The organism is Mycobacterium terramassiliense (assembly GCF_900157385.1).
In the GTDB taxonomy this organism is placed as follows: Bacteria; Actinomycetota; Actinomycetes; order Mycobacteriales; family Mycobacteriaceae; genus Mycobacterium; species Mycobacterium terramassiliense.
In genome coordinates this window covers 1,052,734-1,070,019 of record NZ_LT717701.1, presented here as the reverse complement: position 1 = coordinate 1,070,019, position 17,286 = coordinate 1,052,734, and the positions used below count along the sequence as shown (strand labels likewise).

The 17,286-nt window shown below is 67.4% G+C and carries 18 protein-coding genes; 10 read left to right on the top strand and 8 right to left on the bottom strand.

All coding sequences use genetic code 11. From position 1 onward, the window contains the following. Window positions 1-12: 12 nt before the first annotated feature. From MTAB308_RS19760 to MTAB308_RS19745, 4 genes are read right to left on the bottom strand one after another with little or no spacing between them, the layout of a single operon-like run. A complete protein-coding gene (locus MTAB308_RS19760; protein WP_066916102.1) occupies window positions 13-447 on the bottom strand; it encodes a carboxymuconolactone decarboxylase family protein in 435 nt (144 codons plus the stop codon). After that, complete coding sequence (locus tag MTAB308_RS19755; RefSeq protein WP_077101416.1) at window positions 448-1,305, bottom strand: NAD(P)-dependent oxidoreductase; 858 nt, start codon at window positions 1,303-1,305, stop codon at window positions 448-450. Beyond that, window positions 1,302-2,051: an SDR family oxidoreductase gene (locus MTAB308_RS19750; RefSeq protein WP_066916106.1), complete on the bottom strand. Its 750-nt coding sequence runs from the start codon at window positions 2,049-2,051 to the stop codon at window positions 1,302-1,304. The genes MTAB308_RS19755 and MTAB308_RS19750 overlap by 4 nt, the downstream gene beginning before the upstream one ends. Window positions 2,052-2,065: 14 nt before the next feature. After that, window positions 2,066-3,535 (bottom strand): aldehyde dehydrogenase, encoded by a 1,470-nt coding sequence (locus MTAB308_RS19745; protein WP_066916108.1) that lies wholly within the window; start codon window positions 3,533-3,535, stop codon window positions 2,066-2,068. 211 nt (window positions 3,536-3,746) lie between these two features. Between MTAB308_RS19745 and MTAB308_RS19740 the strand changes: the two genes are divergently transcribed. The 9 genes from MTAB308_RS19740 (at window position 3,747) to MTAB308_RS19700 (ending at window position 12,288) form a co-directional block, all read left to right on the top strand. Continuing rightward, entirely contained in the window at window positions 3,747-4,373 is a 627-nt protein-coding gene (locus MTAB308_RS19740) for a TetR/AcrR family transcriptional regulator (protein ID WP_066916110.1), read from the top strand. Further along, window positions 4,374-5,600, top strand: coding sequence for a cytochrome P450 (locus tag MTAB308_RS19735; RefSeq protein WP_077101413.1), 1,227 nt, complete (start codon window positions 4,374-4,376; stop codon window positions 5,598-5,600). Then, window positions 5,601-6,425 carry an SDR family oxidoreductase gene (locus MTAB308_RS19730; protein WP_066916114.1) on the top strand — a complete coding sequence of 275 codons (825 nt, stop codon included), beginning with the start codon at window positions 5,601-5,603 and terminating at the stop codon, window positions 6,423-6,425. Further along, window positions 6,422-7,774, top strand: coding sequence for a cytochrome P450 (locus MTAB308_RS19725; protein WP_066916116.1), 1,353 nt, complete (start codon window positions 6,422-6,424; stop codon window positions 7,772-7,774). Before MTAB308_RS19730 ends, MTAB308_RS19725 begins: the two co-directional genes overlap by 4 nt. A 13-nt stretch (window positions 7,775-7,787) precedes the next feature. After that, window positions 7,788-7,997 carry a ferredoxin gene (locus MTAB308_RS19720; protein ID WP_077101411.1) on the top strand — a complete coding sequence of 70 codons (210 nt, stop codon included), beginning with the start codon at window positions 7,788-7,790 and terminating at the stop codon, window positions 7,995-7,997. Between the two features lie 3 nt (window positions 7,998-8,000). Continuing rightward, window positions 8,001-8,555 (top strand): nuclear transport factor 2-like protein, encoded by a 555-nt coding sequence (locus MTAB308_RS19715; protein ID WP_077101409.1) that lies wholly within the window; start codon window positions 8,001-8,003, stop codon window positions 8,553-8,555. Between the two features lie 145 nt (window positions 8,556-8,700). Beyond that, a complete protein-coding gene (locus MTAB308_RS19710; RefSeq protein ID WP_066916122.1) occupies window positions 8,701-9,828 on the top strand; it encodes an NDMA-dependent alcohol dehydrogenase in 1,128 nt (375 codons plus the stop codon). 19 nt (window positions 9,829-9,847) lie between these two features. After that, window positions 9,848-11,848, top strand: coding sequence for an NAD(P)/FAD-dependent oxidoreductase (locus MTAB308_RS19705; RefSeq protein WP_077101407.1), 2,001 nt, complete (start codon window positions 9,848-9,850; stop codon window positions 11,846-11,848). A 17-nt stretch (window positions 11,849-11,865) separates the two neighbouring features. Continuing rightward, the gene (locus MTAB308_RS19700) at window positions 11,866-12,288 is read left to right on the top strand and encodes a ketosteroid isomerase family protein (RefSeq protein WP_077101405.1); all 423 of its coding nucleotides are present in this window, start codon (window positions 11,866-11,868) and stop codon (window positions 12,286-12,288) included. 7 nt (window positions 12,289-12,295) lie between these two features. On the opposite strand, the gene MTAB308_RS19695 is transcribed toward MTAB308_RS19700, so the two are convergent. Both MTAB308_RS19695 and MTAB308_RS19690 read right to left on the bottom strand, forming a co-directional pair. Beyond that, window positions 12,296-13,726, bottom strand: a complete 1,431-nt coding sequence (locus MTAB308_RS19695) for a hypothetical protein (protein ID WP_077101403.1) — start codon at window positions 13,724-13,726, stop codon at window positions 12,296-12,298. Between the two features lie 116 nt (window positions 13,727-13,842). After that, window positions 13,843-14,499: a dihydrofolate reductase family protein gene (locus MTAB308_RS19690; protein ID WP_077101401.1), complete on the bottom strand. Its 657-nt coding sequence runs from the start codon at window positions 14,497-14,499 to the stop codon at window positions 13,843-13,845. A 95-nt stretch (window positions 14,500-14,594) separates the two neighbouring features. On the opposite strand from MTAB308_RS19690, the gene MTAB308_RS19685 reads away from it, so the two are divergent. After that, complete coding sequence (locus tag MTAB308_RS19685; protein WP_066916215.1) at window positions 14,595-14,999, top strand: HIT family protein; 405 nt, start codon at window positions 14,595-14,597, stop codon at window positions 14,997-14,999. Here MTAB308_RS19685 and MTAB308_RS19680 read toward each other — a convergent pair. Next, window positions 14,987-16,429, bottom strand: coding sequence for a sensor histidine kinase (locus MTAB308_RS19680; protein WP_066916131.1), 1,443 nt, complete (start codon window positions 16,427-16,429; stop codon window positions 14,987-14,989). The genes MTAB308_RS19685 and MTAB308_RS19680 overlap by 13 nt on opposite strands. Window positions 16,430-16,452: 23 nt before the next feature. Next, window positions 16,453-17,172: a two-component system response regulator PhoP gene (gene phoP / locus MTAB308_RS19675; RefSeq protein WP_077101399.1), complete on the bottom strand. Its 720-nt coding sequence runs from the start codon at window positions 17,170-17,172 to the stop codon at window positions 16,453-16,455. Between the last annotated feature and the right edge of the window lie 114 nt (window positions 17,173-17,286).

The following is a 17,286-nucleotide window of genomic DNA, read 5'->3' as shown; positions in this document are numbered from 1 at the left end:
CTGCTCGGCGGGTCAGTCCTTATCACCCGAGTGCATCTTCAACGCGGCGTCCACGTTGGCCTTCTTGTCCTCTCCGGCGCCCTTCGCCGCGGCCTTCTTGCGCTTCGCCACGACGGCGTCGACGGCGCCGTTGAGCGCCGAACCCAGCGGGAAGCCGAGATAGTGGGTCAGGAAGACGGCCATCTCCTTCAGCTCGGTCTCGCTGAGTTCGCCGTTGAGCAGCGCGGCGTTGATCTGGATCTCGGCCAGGTCGCGATTCCCGATCGCGGTCACCGCCGTCAGCGTCATGATGCGCTTGTCGCGCATCGACAAACCCGGTCGCGTCCAGATGCTGCCGAACAGGTGATCGACGGTCAGGTCGAAGTACGCGTCGCCCTCGATGTTGGGCATCTCCCAGCCGTAGACCTCGTTCATCTTCTCGAGGCCCTTGCGGCGCAGCTCGTCCATTTAGGTCTCTTTCTCCGTGTGCGGCACCCCAAGGCCGGCGGCCAAGCTTCCAAAAGCCAACCGGGCCAGCGGCAAGTCGACCGACAATGCCTCACCCAAACCCAGCGCCAGGCTCAGGTCCTTCTCCCCCAGACCACGGGTGTGCATAAACGGTTGGTACAGGAAGTGTTCCGGCTGAAGGTCTTTCATGTCATCGCGGACCATGATCGCCCCCGGCCCACCGGTGAGCGCGTCGGTGTGACGCACCACCCGGCCCAGCGCCTGCAGATCGAGCCCGGCCGCCTCGGCCAGTTTCATGGCCTCGCAGGCCGCGACATACGACGTGAACGTCAACATGTTGCGGGCCAGCTTCATTCGCGTCCCCGCGCCGGGCTCCCCGGCGTGGACCACCATCGCCGCCCAGTGTTTGAAGGCCGGCTTGATCCGTTCGTACACCTCGCGCTCGGCGCCCACCATCGTGGCCAGCTCGCCTTCCGCGGCGGCAGCCGCGCCACCGCTGACCGGTGCGTCGACGATGTGAATGCCCCGTGGTTTGAGCTCGCGGGCCAGTTCTACGGCTGTGGTGTCGCCGATGGTCGAGTGGATCGCGATGACGCTACCGGGCTTGGCGTGTACCGCCAGTTCGCCCACGACCTCCCGCACCTGCGCATCGTCCAGGACGGTGACGTGGATGATGTCCGCGGCGGCGACGTCGGCGACGCTGTCGGCCAGGCTGGCGCCCTTCTCGGCCAGCGGCGTCATCGCCTCCGTCCGGATGTCGTAAACCGTCACCCCACCAGGCCATTCGGTCATCTTCGTGGCCATCGGGGCGCCCATGTTGCCCAGGCCGATGTACCCAAGCCTCAGATCGTTGCTCATGATCGAATTATCTGCCCGCCGTCGACGTTGAAAACCTGCCCGGTGATCCACGACGCCTCGTCGGACAACAGAAATAGGCACATCCCGACGACGTCCGCCGGAGTTCCCATGCGCGACAAGGGAAGACCCTTGACGATGTCGGCGACCATCTCTTGCGGCGTGGTGGTCCGGTTGGCCTCGGTGTCGATGGGCCCGGGCGCGATCGCGTTGATCCGGATGTTCTGGCCGCCGAGTTCGCGGGATAGCTGTTGGGTCAGGCCGTTGATGCCGACCTTGGCCAGGCCGTAGAAGTTCGAGTACAGCCACGCGGCGGTGGACGACTGGTTGACGATCGCCCCGCCGCCGCGCTTGGCCATCTTCTTGTACACCGCGCGGGTGCACCACAGCGCGCCGTCGAGGTTCACGCTCATGAACTTCTTGTAGTACTCGGGGTCGACCGTGAGCAGGAAATCCAGCTTCATGCCCCCGAAGATCGCCGCGTTGTTGACCAGGTAGTCGATGCCGCCGAATTCGGCCAGCGTGCGGTCGGCCATCGCCTTGGCCGACGCCGGGTCGGACACGTCGACCGGAACGGCCAGCGCCGTGCCACCGTCGGCGACGATCTGCTTGGCCACCCCCTCGGCCGCCTCGGCCTTGATGTCGGCCACGACAACCGCGGCGCCTTCACGGGCCAGCGCCTCGGCGTACGCCTGACCGATGCCGCCACCCGACCCGGTGACGATGGCGACCTTGTCCTCGAATCGCATGCTCTCAAGCTCCTCTAGTTAACCGCTGTCGCGATGGTCTTGATCTCCAGGTACTCCTCGAAACCGGCCAGGCCCATCTCGCGACCGTTGCCGGATTGCTTGTAACCGCCGAATGGCGCATCGGCCGAATACCACACGCCGCCATTGACATTGATCGTGCCCGCGCGGACTCGCGCGGCAACCCTGGCCGCCCGCTCCGGGTCGGCACCGAACACGGTGCCCGACAATCCGTATGGCGAGTCGTTGGCGATGCGCACGGCGTCGTCGTCGCCGTCGTGCGGAATCACCGTCAGGACCGGGCCGAAGATCTCCTCCCGGGCGCAGCGGGCGTCGTTGCCCAGGCCCGCGATCACGGTGGGCTCGATGAAGAAACCGACGCCGCGGTCGGCCGGCCGCCCGCCTCCGCACGCGAACGTCCCGCCCTCGGCGATCGCCGAGTCGAGATAGCCCTGTATCCGATCCCGCTGGCGCGCCGAAATCACTGGCCCGCAGATGGTTCCGGGGTCGGTGGGGTCACCGGCCTTGATGCCGCCCATCGTCGCGGCCGCGATCCAGACCGCTTCGTCGTACCGCGCCCGCGGCACCACCAGCCGGGTGGTGATTGCGCATCCCTGCCCGGCGTGCATGCAGACCGAGAAGCCCGCCACGCCCACCGCGCCGCCCAGGTCGGCGTCGTCGAGGACGATGAACGCCGACTTGCCGCCCAACTCGAGGAAGACCTTTTTGATGGTGGCCGCGCCGTCGGCCATCACGCTGCGGCCGGTGGCGGTCGATCCGGTGAACGAAACCATATCCACCCGAGGGTCTTTGGCCAACAGCGCGCCCACGCCGTGGTCGCTGGAGGTGACGATGTTGATCACGCCGGGCGGAAAGTCGGTGTGCTCGGCGATGAGCTCGCCCAGCACGGCGGCGCACCAGGGGGTGTCGGGGGCGGGCTTCAAGACGACGGTGTTCCCGGCGGCCAGCGCCGGCCCGATCTTGGCGAGGTTGATCTGGTGGGGGAAGTTCCACGGGGTAATGGCGCCGACGACACCGACGGCCTCTCGGGCGATGGTGCGCCGGGTGGGGATGCCCATCGGCGACGCCTCGCCGAGATCCTGGCTGTACTCGTACGATTCGGCGGTGTCGGCCGCGAATGCCAGGTCGTTTACCGGGACCTCCAGCTGGGCGATGCTGGTGAGCATTCGCGGCGCGCCGACTTCGGCGATGGTCAGGTCGCGCAGCTCTTCGAGGTGCTGCTGCATCGCCCCGCGCAACTGCCGCACACACCGAACCCTCAGCTCGGTGTTGCGGGACCAGTCCGTGTCGTCGAAGGCCCGCCGCGCGGCGTCGATGGCGCGACCCATGTCGTCGGCGTCGGCGTCGGCGGCAACTCCGAGCACTTCTTCGGTTGCCGGGTTGATCGTGGAAAACGTGCCGGCGTTGCCCGGCGACAGCTTCCCGTCGATGAACAGTGCGCTCGCGCCGTCGGCCAACAAGGCCATCTCCCGCTCCCGTCTTTGCGCGGCTCAGTGATGCATGCCGATTGAGTGGACAGTTGTCCGATATAGTCGCATCGAACCATAGTCGCCAGGTCGTCGGCGGTGCAAGAGCGGATCGCGCCGGCCACCACAACCACCGGCGACTTACCCGATTAAGCTGGGTATTTGCAAACCAGTCTTGCTTCCCGTCGCCGACATCCGATAGCTTGGACATGTGTCCAGCGATGCACCGGTTACGATCGCATCCCACGCCGACCGTCAGGCCGGAGCGACTTTGCGCAACCGCCGCCAGGAGGAGACCTTCCGCAAGGTCCTCGCGGCCGGCATAGAAACCCTGCGCGAGAAGTCATACGCCGACCTGACGGTGCGCGCGGTGGCGGCCCGCGCCAAAGTGGCCCCGGCCACCGCGTACACCTACTTCTCGTCGAAGAACCATCTGATCGCCGAGGTCTACCTCGACCTGGTGCGGCAGGTCCCCTACTTCACCGACGTGAACGACCCCATGCCCACCCGCGTGGACAAGGTATTGCGCCATCTGGCGCTGGTGGTCGCCGACGAACCCGAGGTCGGCGCGGCGTGCACGGCGGCGCTGCTGGGGGGCGGGACCGATCCCGCCGTGTGTGCGGCACGCGACCGAATTGGGGCGGAAATTCACCGCCGCATCGCCTCGGCGATCGGTCCGGGCGCCGACGCGGCCACCGTATCCGCGCTCGAGATGGCGTTTTTCGGCGCCCTGGTGCAGGCCGCCAGCGGGCAGCTCACCTACCGCGAGATAGCCGACCGCCTTGGCGACGTGGCGGGACTCATCTTGGGCGCCGCCAGCGAGGAGACAGGTACTTAGATGACCGTGCACGTCGGCGACCACGAGCTGGTCCTGGATCCCTACGACTACGACTTCCACGAGGATCCGTATCCGTATTACCAGCGGCTGCGCGACGAGGCGCCGCTGTATCGCAACGACGAGTTGAAGTTCTGGGCGCTGTCGCGGCACCAGGATGTGCTCCAAGGCTTCCGCAACAGCACGACGCTGTCCAACAAGTACGGCGTCTCGCTGGATCCCGCGTCGCGCGGCCCGCACGCGTCCAAGACGATGTCATTCCTGGCGATGGACGATCCCGCCCACCTGCGGCTGCGGACGTTGGTCTCGAAAGGGTTCACCCCCAGGCGGATTCGGGAGCTGGAACCCCGTGTCACCGAGATCGCGACCCAGCACCTCGACACGATGCTGGACAAGGCCCGGTCTTCGGCGGACGGCACGGTCGACTACGTCGACGAGTTCGCCGGCAAGCTGCCCATGGACGTCATCTCCGAGTTGATGGGCGTCCCCGAGCCGGATCGGGTCCAGGTCCGGGCCTGGGCCGACGGCGTGATGCACCGCGCCGAGGGCGTCACCGACGTGCCACCGGAGGCGGTCGAGGCGTCCCTCAACCTGATCGTCTACTACCAGGGGATGGTGGCCGAGCGGCGCAAGATGCTGACCGATGACCTGACGTCGGCGCTGCTGGAGGCCGAGATCGACGGCGACCGGCTCACCGACGACGAGGTGCTCGGCTTCATGTTCCTGATGGTGATCGCCGGCAACGAGACCACCACCAAACTGCTTGCCAACGCGGCGTTTTGGGGGCACCGAAACCCCGATCAGCTGGCCCCGGTCTACGCCGACCTGTCCCGGGTGCCACCGTGGGTCGAGGAGACCCTGCGCTACGACACCTCGAGCCAGATCCTGGCCCGCACCGTGGCCGGGGAACTCACTCTCTACGGCACCACGATCCCCGAGGGCGACGTCCTGCTGCTGCTGCCCGGTTCGGGCCATCGCGACGAGCGGGTCTTCGACAACCCGGACGACTATGTGATCGGGCGCGAAATCGGGCCCAAGCTATTGAGTTTCGGTAGCGGCGCACACTTCTGCCTGGGCGCGCACCTGGCGCGGATGGAGGCCCGGGTCGCGCTGAGCGAGTTGTTCAAGCGAATCCGCGGATATCAGGTGGACGAGGCCAACGCCGTCCGCGTCCACTCCAGCAATGTCCGCGGATTCGCTCACCTACCCATGAGCGTGGAGGTCCGCTGAATGCCCCGCTTTGACCCGTTGCCCGAACGCCGGCCGGCGATCGTGGCCGGCGCCTCGTCCGGCATCGGAGAGGCCACCGCCATCGAGCTCGCGGCGCACGGCTTCCCGGTCGCGCTGGGCGCCCGCCGGGTGGAGAAGCTCAACGACATCGTCGGCAAGATCAACGCCGAAGGCGGCGAGGCGGTCGGATTCCACCTGGACGTCACCGACCCGAATTCGGTGAAATCCTTTGTCGCACAGTCTGTCGACGCGCTGGGCGACATCGAGGTGCTGGTGGCCGGCGCGGGCGACACGTACTTCGGCAAACTGGCCGAGATCACCACCGACGAGTTCGAGTCGCAGCTGCAGATCCACCTCGTCGGCGCCAACCGGCTGGCCGCCGCCGTGCTGCCCGGCATGCTGGAGCGGCAGCGCGGCGATTTGATCTTCGTCGGCTCCGACGTGGCCCTGCGCCAGCGGCCGCACATGGGCGCCTACGGCGCGGCCAAAGCCGCGCTCGTCGCGATGGTCACCAACTTCCAGATGGAGCTCGAGGGCACCGGCGTGCGGGCCTCGATCGTGCACCCCGGCCCGACGAAGACATCGATGGGCTGGAGCCTGCCGGCCGAGAAGGTCGGCCCCGCACTCGAAGACTGGGCCAAGTGGGGCCAGGCCCGCCACGACTACTTCCTGCGGGCGGCGGATTTGGCGCGGGCCATCACGTTCGTCGCCGAGACCCCGCGCGGTGGCTTCATCGCGAACATGGAGCTGCAGCCCGAAGCCCCGTTGGCCGACAAGAAAGATCGCCAGAAGCTCGCACTCGACGAAAAGGCATTGGACTCATGACAACCGCCATCGTGCCGCGGGTTTCCGGCGGCGAAGAAGAGCACGGCCACCTCGAGGAGTTCCGCACCGACCCCATCGGTTTGATGAAGCGCGTCCGCGATGAATGCGGAGATGTCGGCTGGTTCCAGCTGGTCGACAAGCACGTGATCCTGCTCTCCGGCGCGGGCGCCAACGAATTCTTCTTCCGTTCCGCCGACGAGGACCTCGATCAGGCCGAGGCGTACCCGTTCATGACGCCGATCTTCGGCAAGGGCGTGGTGTTCGATGCCAGCCCCGAGCGGCGCAAGGAGATGCTGCACAACTCGGCGCTGCGGGGCGAGCAGATGAAGGGCCACGCCGCCACCATCGAGGGCGAAGTCAAAAAGATGATCGCCAACTGGGGCGACGAGGGCGAGATCGAGCTGCTCGACTTCTTCGCCGAGCTGACCATCTACACCTCGACGGCCTGCCTGATCGGGCTGAAGTTCCGGGAGCAGCTCGACCACCGGTTCGCCGAGTACTACCACGAGCTGGAACGCGGCACCGACCCGCTGTGCTATGTCGACCCCTACCTGCCGATCGAGAGCTTCCAGCGTCGTGATGAAGCACGCGTGAAACTCGTTGCGGTGGTGCAAGAGATCATGGACCAGCGGCTGGCCAATCCGCCGAAGGACAAGGCCGACCGCGACATGCTCGACGTGCTGGTCTCGATCAAGGACGAGGACGGCAGGCCGCGCTTCTCCGCCGACGAGGTCACCGGGATGTTCATCTCGCTGATGTTCGCGGGGCACCACACCAGTTCGGGCACGTCGGCGTGGACGTTGATCGAGCTGATCCGCCACCCCGATGTTTACGCCGAGGTGCTCACCGAGCTCGAGGAACTCTACGCCGACGGCCAGGCGGTGAGTTTCCATGCGCTGCGCTCGATTCCGAAGCTGGACAACGTGGTCAAGGAAACACTGCGATTGCATCCGCCGCTGATCATCCTGATGCGGGTCGCCAAGGGCGAGTTCGAGGTCGAGGGCTTCCCGATCCATGCCGGAGACTATGTGGCGGCGTCCCCGGCGATTTCGAACCGGATTCCCGAGGACTTTCCCGATCCGGACGCCTTCAAGCCCGATCGCTACAACAAGCCCGAGCAGGCCGACATCGTCAACCGGTGGACCTGGATCCCGTTCGGCGCCGGCCGACACCGCTGCGTGGGGGCCGCTTTCGCCCAGATGCAGATCAAGGCCATCTTCTCGGTTCTATTGCGCGAGTACCGGTTCGAGATGGCCCAGCCGGCCGACAGCTACCACAACGACCACTCCAAGATGGTTGTCCAGCTCGCCCGGCCGGCCAAGGTGCGCTACCGCAAGCGCAACGGGTAAGGAGTGGAAACCGATGGGCGGATTCAGGGTCGAGGCCGATCTGGATTTGTGTCAGGGCCACGCCATGTGCGAGCTGGAGGCGCCGGATTACTTCCGGGTGCCCAAACGGGGCAAGGTCGAGATCCTCGACCCCGAACCGCCCGAAGACGCCCGCGATGAGGTCGAGCGCGCGGTCGCGATGTGCCCTACGCAAGCACTGTTCATCAAAGAGAAAGAAGGCTGACCCATGAATTTCAAGGCGTCAGGTTCACGCGCGGATCTCGAAGCATGGGTCGACCGCTGGCTGCAGGCCAACAAGGACTGCGAAAAGGCCGGTGACTGGAAACCGCTGGCCGACTTCTACACCAAAGACGCCACCTACGGCTGGAACATCGGCCCTAAGGAAGACGTGATGTGCGTCGGCGTCGACGAGATCCGCGACATCGCCCTCGGTCTGGAGATGGAGGGCCTGGAGAACTGGGTGTACGAGTACCAGAAGGTGCTCATCGACGAGAAGCAGGGCGAGATCGTCGGCTTCTGGAAGCAGATCGTCAACAAGACCGACGGCACCCAGGACGAGATCTACGGCATCGGCGGCAGCTGGTTCCGCCTCGACGACGACCTGCTCATCGAGTGGCAGCGGGACTTCTTCGACTTCGGTCACGTCGCGAAGATGTTCGCGAACCTCATCGAGTCCGGCGACCTGTCCGCCGGCATGCAGAACCGGATCCAACGCAGCATCGCCGGCGAGAAGCTGCCGGGCTACTACCCGCTCGGGCAGGCGCCCGTCCCGATCTGGTGAGCGGTGTGTACCCAACCAAGCATTTGATTTGTTGTACGCGCTATGCTGGCGCGACAGGGGTGCCCTGTGGCACTCGTCACCACTGCTGCCGGGCAAGACGGGTCGGGCAGTCTCACTTCAAAGGCGAAATGGGGTCAGGTCCAACGTGAAGACAAAAGGCGCTCTGATCTGGGAGTTCAACCAGCCGTGGTCCATCGAGGAAATCGAGATCGGCGACCCGCAAGCGCATGAGGTCAAGATCCAGATGGAAGCGGCCGGCATGTGCCACTCCGACCACCACCTGGTCACCGGCGGTATCCCGATGGCGGGCTTCCCGGTGCTCGGCGGCCACGAGGGCGCCGGCATCGTCACCGAGGTCGGGCCCGGCGTCGAAGACATCGCCCCCGGCGACCACGTGGTGCTGTCGTTCATCCCGTCCTGCGGGTCCTGCCCGACCTGTCAGGCCGGCCTGCGCAACCTGTGCGACCTGGGCGCCGGGTTGCTGGGCGGTGCCGCGGTGTCCGACGGCACGTTCCGCATCCAGGCCCGCGGCCAAAACGTCTTTCCCATGACGCTGCTGGGCACCTTCTCGCCGTACATGGTCGTGCACCGCAGCTCGGTGGTGAAGATCGACCCGTCGGTGCCGTTCGAGGTGGCCGCCCTGGTCGGCTGCGGCGTCACCACCGGCTACGGTTCGGCGGTCCGCACCGCCGACATCCGGCCGGGTCAAGACGTCGCTATCGTCGGCGTCGGCGGCGTCGGCATGGCCGCGCTGCAGGGTGCCGTCAACGCGGGTGCGCGCTACATCTTCGCGATCGACCCGGTGGAGTGGAAGCGCGACCAGGCCCTGAAGTTCGGCGCCACGCACGTCTACCCCGACATCATGGCCGCGATGGCCGGCATGGCCGAGGTCACCTACGGCCTGATGGCCCACAAGGTGGTGGTCACGGTCGGCGAGCTGCACGGCGCCGACATCGACAATTACCTGAACATCACCCAGAAGGGCGGCACCTGCGTGCTGACCGCCATCGGCAGCCTGCTGGACACCAACGTGACGCTGAACCTGGCGATGCTGACCCTGATGCAGAAGAACCTGCAGGGCACCATCTTCGGCGGCGGCAACCCGCAGTACGACATCCCGCAGCTGCTGTCGATGTACAAGGCCGGCAAGCTCAACCTGGACGACATGATCACCCGCCAGTACAAGCTCGAGCAGATTAACGACGGCTACCAGGACATGCTGGACGGCAAGAACATTCGCGGCGTCATCCGCTACACCGACGCCGATCGGTAAGTCCACCGCAGCCGCGCCGGTGAGCACCGGCTTCCCACACCTGCTGGCGCCGGGACGAATCGGCGCCATGACGGTGCGCAACCGGGTGGTCATGTCTCCGATGGAGACGATGTACGGCACCCCCGACGGGCTGCCGTCGGCGCGCACCCGCGACTATTTCGCCGCCCGCGCCGAGGGTGGCGTCGGCCTGATCACGGTCGGCGCCACCGGCGTCGACCACCATCACCCCGAGACGCCCGGTGGCCTCCACCTGGCGACCGACGAGGCGGTGGACGCGCACCGGGCGTTGGTCGAGGTGGTGCACGAACACGGCGCCAAGATCCAGCCGCAGATCGTGCACGCCGGGCCCGACGGCCTGGGGCCGGAGATGTTCGGCGTCACCTCCCTGGGGCCGTCGGTGATTCCGTCCTACCTCACCGGGCGTCCGTCGGCCGAGATCAGCAAGCGTCAGCTGTGCGAGGTGTTCGACCAGTTCAAGGCCGCGGTGCGCCGCGCCGCCGAGGCGGGCTACGACGGCATCGAGCTGCACGCCGCGCACGGCTACATGCTGCTGGGGTCTTTCCTTGCTCCCCAACGAAATCGGCGCACCGACGACTACCGGGGTGACTCGGCGCGCGGCCGGGCGCGAGTGGTGGTGGAGACGCTGGCCGCGATTCGCTCCGAGGTCGGCGACGCCCTACCGATCACGCTGCGCATCTCCGGTTACGAGCGGGTCGCGGGCGGGCGACCCAGCTACGAAACCGCGCGGCTGGCACCCGAACTCGTGGCCGCCGGGGTCAGCGCGTTCCATGTCAGCGGCGGGGTGATCGACCGGCTGGTCACGGGAATGGTCAACGGCGCCGACGACGGCGACGGGGTCAATGTCGGCGCGGCGGCCGCGGTCAAACAGGTGGTCGACGTGCCGGTGATAGTCGTCGGCCGCATCCATGACCCGGTCGCGGCCGAGCGGATCCTGGCCGAGGGCCGCGCCGATTTCGTCGCGATGGGACGGCCGCTGCTGGCCGACCCCGAGCTGCCCCGCAAGCTGCGGTCCGGCCAGGCGCGCCGGGTGCGCAAGTGCATCTCCTGCGAAAACTGCATCGACGCAATGGAACAACGCTTTTCCGTCGACTGCGCGGTCAACCCCCGCGCCGGCAAGGAGCGCGAACTGGCCGCCCGCCGCGCCGGCCGGGCCAAGCGGGTGGTGGTGGTAGGCGGCGGACCGGCCGGGCTGGAGGCCGCCCGCGTGGCGGCCGAGCGCGGCCACCGCGTCACGCTTTTCGAGCGCAGCGGCCAACTCGGCGGGGCCTTGCGCTGGGCGGCGGTGCTGCACCCGGAAAACCAGCCGTTCCTGCACTACCTGCTTGACGAGATCAAGCTCAGCACGGCGAAAGTCCATTTAGGGCAGCGCGTTTCGGCCGCCGACATCGCCCGATCCGCACCCGACGCGGTGGTGGTGGCCACCGGCGGCCACGTCGCGGTGCCTGCCATCCCGGGTGCCGACCTGCCCCACGTGCGCACCGGTCCCGCGCTGCGCGAGTTGTTCGCCGGCTGGCGGCAGCGACTGGTACGTCCCGCCGCGTTCCGGCTCGCGACCCGGGCCTGGATGCCGATCGGCCGGCGCGTCGCGATCATCGGCGGCGACCTGGTCGCCCTCGAACTTGCCGAGTTTCTGGCGAGCCGGGGCCGACAGGTGTCAATCCTCGAGCCGGGCAAGGACATCGCCCCCGAGGTGGGTAACAAACGCAAGACCGAGCACATGGATCGTCTCGATCGGCTCGGCGTCACGGTGCACGTCCGCGCGGCCGTCGACCGGATCACCGCGCGCGACGTGGTGTTTACGCCGGCCGGCGGCGCGCCTCGCGAGCTGCCCGCCGACAGCGTCGTCGTCGCGGGGACGGTTCAACCGGACACCCGCCTGTTCGACAGCCTGGTCGCGGCCCTGCCCGGCTCCGAGGTGCACGCGGCCGGCGACTGCACCGGGCTGGGACTCATCCGCAAGGCCACCGAGGAGGGCGCACGCGCCGCGTGCGCGATCTAGAGATAGAGGAGAGAGAAATGACCGAAACCGCGCAGGCCTCCCCCGCGCTGACCGCCTCGCAATCCTCGTGGCGTTGCGTGCAAGCGCACGACCGCGAGGGCTGGCTGGCGCTGATGGCCGACGACGTCGTCGTCGAGGACCCGATCGGCAAGTCCGTCACCAATCCCGACGGCACCGGGGTGCGGGGCAAGGAGGGCGTCGCGGCCTTCTACGACACCAACATCGCGGCCAACCAGCTCACCATCACCTGCGAGGAGACGTTCCCGTCGAGCTCGCCCGACGAGATCGCGCACATCCTGGTGCTGCGCAGCAGGTTTGAGGGCGGCGTCACCAGCACGGTGCGCGGGGTGTTCACCTACAAGGTCAACGACGCGGGCCTGATCACCAACATGCGCGGCTACTGGAACCTCGACATGATGGAGTTCGGCCAGGAGGGGTGAGGCCCGCTCAGCCGATGAGGCCGAGCCCGGTGAGGTTGCCCTGCATGGCCCGATGGTCCGTCAGCACCATGGTCGGGGTCTGCAGCGGATCGCTGAGGATGGTGGCCGATTTCGGCTGCTGCCACAGCAGCGCCCCGTTGCCGGCGTCGACGACGCCGTAGGCGAACAGGTCGAGCGGCGTGGTGCGGTCGACCCCGATCCGGGTGATGGTGTAGAGCAGGCCGTCGGCGGCGGACAGGTGCGGCAGCGCGGCGCTGCGAACCTTGTTCTCCCACACGGTATGACAGCCCGGATTGTCGACGTCCACCCTGGTCATGCCGCCGACGAACGGCGCCGTCGCGGGAACGGCCGGAGGGGCGCCCGCAGGGACCGCGGGGTAGGGGTAGCCGTAGGTGCTGGACACGAACACCGAGTTGCCGAGCCCGATCGGCGCGTTTTCGCTGCCCGGGCCGCCCTGAGTCAAAACCGTTTGCTGGCAGATCAATTGGCCCGTACCGGACTGGTAGATCAGCGCGTGCACCTGGGGGCTGGCGTTGTCGACGATGGTCAGGTAATCGGCGCCCGTCACGGGGCCGAAGTAGACGGGCGTGGAGCCGGTCCCCCAGCTGAGCTGCCCCGGCTTGCGGGCGGGGCCGCGGTCATAGGCGGACCGCCAAAGGGTTTGGGGGTTGCCGGCGATGTCGAGGTTCAGCTCGTAGAGGGCGAAAGTGGTGGCCACCGCGACGCGACCGCTCGGCGCCGACGAGATGCTGTTGGCCACCTGTTCTCCCGCGGGCAGCTGCACAGTGGCGACGCCGCCGCCCGTCTTGGCCACACCCACGACGCCGCTACCGGTGGCGAACCAGACGTTGCCCGCATAGTCGGGAACCAGGCCCACCGAGTTGTCGCCGGCCGGTATCGCTCCAGACAGGTCGGTGGACTCGGTGACGATCAGCTTCCAGCAGCCCAGCGGCCCCCCTTTGGCGTGCGCGATGCGCAGCAGGTGGTTGGTCCCGTCGATCATCACCACCTGGTTGTTGTTGTCCAGGTAGGCGTAGACGCCGCCGAGCAGGCTGCCCTTGGCGACTTGAAGTTTGGCCAGCGGGACGAAGACTGGGACGCGGCCGCCGGGATCGATCAGGAAGATCGTCGGGGTCTGCGTGAGGTCGCTGGTGCACAGGGCCAACACCAGGCCGTCGGTGCCCTGCATGATCGTCGGGCAGGCCGCCAGCAGCGGGTAGCCGAAGATCGCGTTGAGGTGTGCGCCGGGCCCGGGAAGCGGCCCGGCGTCGGATGATTCGGCGTCGTTGTGCAACGACGCGAGGCCCAGCGGCGCCATGAACGGGTTGGGCGGTGCGAACGGCCCCCACGCGTCGGCGGCCCGCGCGTCGGCGCCCGAGACAAGGGCGGGGGCAAGGGACACGGCGCACGCGGTCAGCAATGCCACGGGAAACCGCACAGAGGTCTCCTCCCGTGAATTGCGTACAGTGATTTTCCCGAGGTCACAGAACGAATCCGCAACGCTGGACTAACGATTCGGCTTCGAGACGGCGTGGCACACCGGTCGGCAGTTGGCTAGCGGCGCGTGAAGATCTGATGCGTGACGCCGCTGGGGCTGCTCACCGATTCCACCGCGAATCGCTGCTCGAGGCCCTCCAATCCGTCCCACAATCGCTCGCCGCGCCCCAGGACGATCGGTACCACTGTGATGTGCAGATGGTCGACGAGGTCAGCGGCGAGGAATCGACGAACGGTCGACGGTCCACCGCCGAGGCGAATGTCGCTGTGTCCGGCGGCCTTTCGTGCCAACGCGAGGGATTCGACGGGGCCGGCGTCGATGAAGTGGAAGGTGGTGCCGCCAGCCATCTCGATCGAGGGTCGTGGATGGTGGGTCAGCACGAAGACCGGGGTGTGAAACGGCGGCTCGGCGCCCCACCAGCCATTCCACTCCGCACGACCCGCTTGGCCGCTCCACGGGCCGCGCTGCGGCCCGAACTTGCCGCGTCCCATGATTTCGGCGCCGATGCCCGGCGCCCACATGCCGGCCAGGGCGTCGTCGATGCCCGTGGTCCCGCCCGCCTCTCCGTGCATCGCGCGGAACGTGCGGGTGGCGAAAAACCATTCGTGTAGCCGGCCGCCCGCGTGCCCGAACGGCTCGTGCAGGCTTTGTCCGATGCCCGTCGCGAAACCGTCGAGGGAAACCGAAAAGTTGTGCACTCGCACCTGTGACATGACGAAATCTCGTTCCTTCGTTGTGGGTCCTTTCCGGACTGACCATCAACACCCGCGGAACTCATCGATCAGTGGCCGAACATATGCTGGGGCCCATGGCTTCGATCTTCACCAAGATCATCAACCGCGAACTGCCCGGCCGTTTCGTCTACGAGGACGACGACATCGTCGCGTTCCTGACGATCGAGCCGATGACCCAGGGCCACACGCTGGTGGTGCCGCGCGCCGAGATCGACCAGTGGCAGGACGTCGACGGTGCGGTGTTCGCCCGGGTGATGGCGGTCAGCCAGCTGATCGGCAAGGCCGTGTGCAAGGCGTTCAAGACCGAGCGCGCCGGGATGATCATCGCCGGCCTCGAGGTGCCCCATCTGCACGTCCACGTCTTTCCCACCCGCAGCCTGAGCGACTTCGGTTTTGCCAACGTCGACCGCAACCCGTCACAGGAGTCGCTCGACAACGCCCAGGCCAAGATCAAGGCCGCGCTGGCTCAGCTGGCGTGAGCCGGCGCCGGCGCGGGGACCTCGCTGACGCGGGGCAGCGTGACGCGGAAGCAGCACCCCTCGCCGGGTGAGGTCAGCACGGTGACGTCGCCGCCGTGCGCGCGCACCAGCGAGTCGACGATGGACAACCCCAGTCCGGTGCCGCCGCTGGCCCGGGCCCGGGACGAGTCGGTGCGATAGAAACGTTCGAACACCCGCGACGCGTCCTGCTGACTCATGCCGGGACCCTTGTCGGCCACTTCCAGCACCGCGTCGTTGCCCTCGGTGCCGACGCGAACCGTGACATCGGCGCTGTCCGGGGTGTGCTGCAGGGCGTTGGCGACCAGGTTGCTGAGCACCTGGCGAATCCGGGGTTCGTCGCCGAGCACTTCCGGGGTGCCGGGGCCGTCGAGGACCTCCATGGTGATGGTGCGCGTGGGGTCGATCGCCTGCGCGTCGTGGACGGCGTCGCTGGCCAACGCCAGCAGGTCGACCCGGTGGCGTTCGAGCGGTCGTTGCACGTCCAGCCGGGCCAACAGCAGCAAGTCGTCCACCAGCAGGCCCATCCGGCTGGCTTCGTTTTCGATTCGCGACAACAGCATGGGCACGTCGCGGGCCGCGCCCTGCCGATACAGTTCCGCGAAGCCGCGGATGGTCGTCAGCGGCGTGCGCAGTTCGTGGCTGGCGTCGGTGATGAACCGTCGCATCCGGTCCTCGGAGCGGCGGGCTTTCTCAGCCGACGACTCCGAGGACGCCAGCGCCTGCTGTATCTGGGTGAGCATCCCGTTGAGCGCCAACGAAAGTCGGCCCACCTCGGTTCGGGGATCACGCTCCGGAACAAGGCGATCCCGCTGGCCGGCGGCGATCGCCGCGGCGGTGTGCTCGACCTCGACGAGCGGGCGCAGGCTGCGGTGCACCACGGCGAAACTGGCGATCCCGACGACCACCAGCACCGCGACCCCGATGCCGAACTGCAGCCAGCCCAGGGAGCTCAGGGTGTGCTGGACGTCGGACAGGTCGATCGCGACCGTCGTCAGGCCGTGCGGTCCGCGCACCGACACCGCGCGCCATTGAATGTCGGAGCCGTTGATCGAGGGCAGCGTCGTCGGGCTCGGGCCCACGTCGTTGTCGGGCGGCAGCGCCGGTTCGGCGTTGCGGTCGTTGATGGCGGTGAACGGGGTGCCGTCGGTGCCGATGCCCCGCACGTAGAACTTCGACGGCGGCCGTCCCGGGTCGGGCCCTTCGTACGGGGGCGGCGATTGGCGCCGCGGGGCCTGCGCCCAGCCGCGGGAGGCCTCGAGCAGCGTCTGGTCGATCCGGCCGATCAGGACGTGACGCAGGATCGAGGTGACGGCGAACCCCGAGACGGCCAGCCCGCAGCCCACCAACAGCAGGGTGGCGGCCACCAGACCCACCCGCAACGGCACCCCGCGTCGAACCTTGTCGGCCATCCTCTTATTCTTCGCCTCCGCTCTTAGCGCGGCTCCCGCAGGACATAGCCGACCCCTCGCAGGGTGTGCAGTAGCCGCTTCTCCCCGGTGTCGATCTTGCGCCGCAGATACGACACGTAGGACTCCACAACGTTGACGTCGCCCCCGAAGTCGTAGCGCCAGACGTGGTCGAGGATCTTCGGCTTGCTCAGCACGGTGCCCGCGTTGATCACAAAGTAGCGCAGCAGGGTGAACTCGGTCGGCGACAGCGACACCGGTTCGCCGGCCTTCCACACCTCGTGGGTCTCCTCGTCGAGCTCGATGTCGGCGAAGCTCAGCCGGGCGTTGCGAGGCTCGGCCCCGCCCTTGCCGGCGCGCCGCAGGATGACCCGCAGCCGGGCGACGACCTCCTCGAGGCTGAACGGTTTGGTCACGTAGTCGTCGCCGCCCAGCGTCAGGCCGGCGATCTTGTCCTGCAGGGAGTCGCGGGCGGTCAAAAACAGCGCCGGGGCGTCGATGCCGTCGGCGCGCAGCCGGCGCAGCACCCCGAAGCCGTCCATGCCGGGCATCATCACGTCGAGGATCACCGCGTCGGGCCGCGCGTCACGGGCGCGATCCAGCGCCTGGGCCCCGTTGGTTGCGGTGTAGACCTCAAACCCCTGGAACTTGAGGCTGACTGAGAGCAGTTCGACGATGTTGGCCTCGTCGTCGACTACGAGTACGCGAGCCTCCGGTTTGGTTTCGATTGAGGTTGGCGCTGTCATGAGGTAATTCCGTCCCTTTGTTTGAACGTTGCCTTTCCGATTATTGTGCGATTCCTGAAAGCTCGGTGCCAGTCGTCTGCTAACAGTCTGCCAGGAATCATCGCATGACCTTGG

Bases quoted from the DNA above. Each gene is read 5' to 3' on its own strand.
- MTAB308_RS19680 (WP_066916131.1), bottom strand. From the start codon at position 16,429: ATGGCCGACAAGGTTCGACGCGGGGTGCCGTTGCGGGTGGGTCTGGTG.
- MTAB308_RS19750 (WP_066916106.1), bottom strand. From the start codon at position 2,051: ATGCGATTCGAGGACAAGGTCGCCATCGTCACCGGGTCGGGTGGCGGC.
- MTAB308_RS19730 (WP_066916114.1), top strand. From the start codon at position 5,601: ATGCCCCGCTTTGACCCGTTGCCCGAACGCCGGCCGGCGATCGTGGCC.
- phoP (WP_077101399.1), bottom strand. From the start codon at position 17,172: ATGACAGCGCCAACCTCAATCGAAACCAAACCGGAGGCTCGCGTACTC.
- MTAB308_RS19720 (WP_077101411.1), top strand. From the start codon at position 7,788: ATGGGCGGATTCAGGGTCGAGGCCGATCTGGATTTGTGTCAGGGCCAC.
- MTAB308_RS19755 (WP_077101416.1), bottom strand. From the start codon at position 1,305: ATGAGCAACGATCTGAGGCTTGGGTACATCGGCCTGGGCAACATGGGC.
- MTAB308_RS19725 (WP_066916116.1), top strand. From the start codon at position 6,422: ATGACAACCGCCATCGTGCCGCGGGTTTCCGGCGGCGAAGAAGAGCAC.
- MTAB308_RS19760 (WP_066916102.1), bottom strand. From the start codon at position 447: ATGGACGAGCTGCGCCGCAAGGGCCTCGAGAAGATGAACGAGGTCTAC.
- MTAB308_RS19745 (WP_066916108.1), bottom strand. From the start codon at position 3,535: ATGGCCTTGTTGGCCGACGGCGCGAGCGCACTGTTCATCGACGGGAAG.
- MTAB308_RS19735 (WP_077101413.1), top strand. From the start codon at position 4,374: ATGACCGTGCACGTCGGCGACCACGAGCTGGTCCTGGATCCCTACGAC.
- MTAB308_RS19700 (WP_077101405.1), top strand. From the start codon at position 11,866: ATGACCGAAACCGCGCAGGCCTCCCCCGCGCTGACCGCCTCGCAATCC.
- MTAB308_RS19685 (WP_066916215.1), top strand. From the start codon at position 14,595: ATGGCTTCGATCTTCACCAAGATCATCAACCGCGAACTGCCCGGCCGT.
- MTAB308_RS19690 (WP_077101401.1), bottom strand. From the start codon at position 14,499: ATGTCACAGGTGCGAGTGCACAACTTTTCGGTTTCCCTCGACGGTTTC.
- MTAB308_RS19715 (WP_077101409.1), top strand. From the start codon at position 8,001: ATGAATTTCAAGGCGTCAGGTTCACGCGCGGATCTCGAAGCATGGGTC.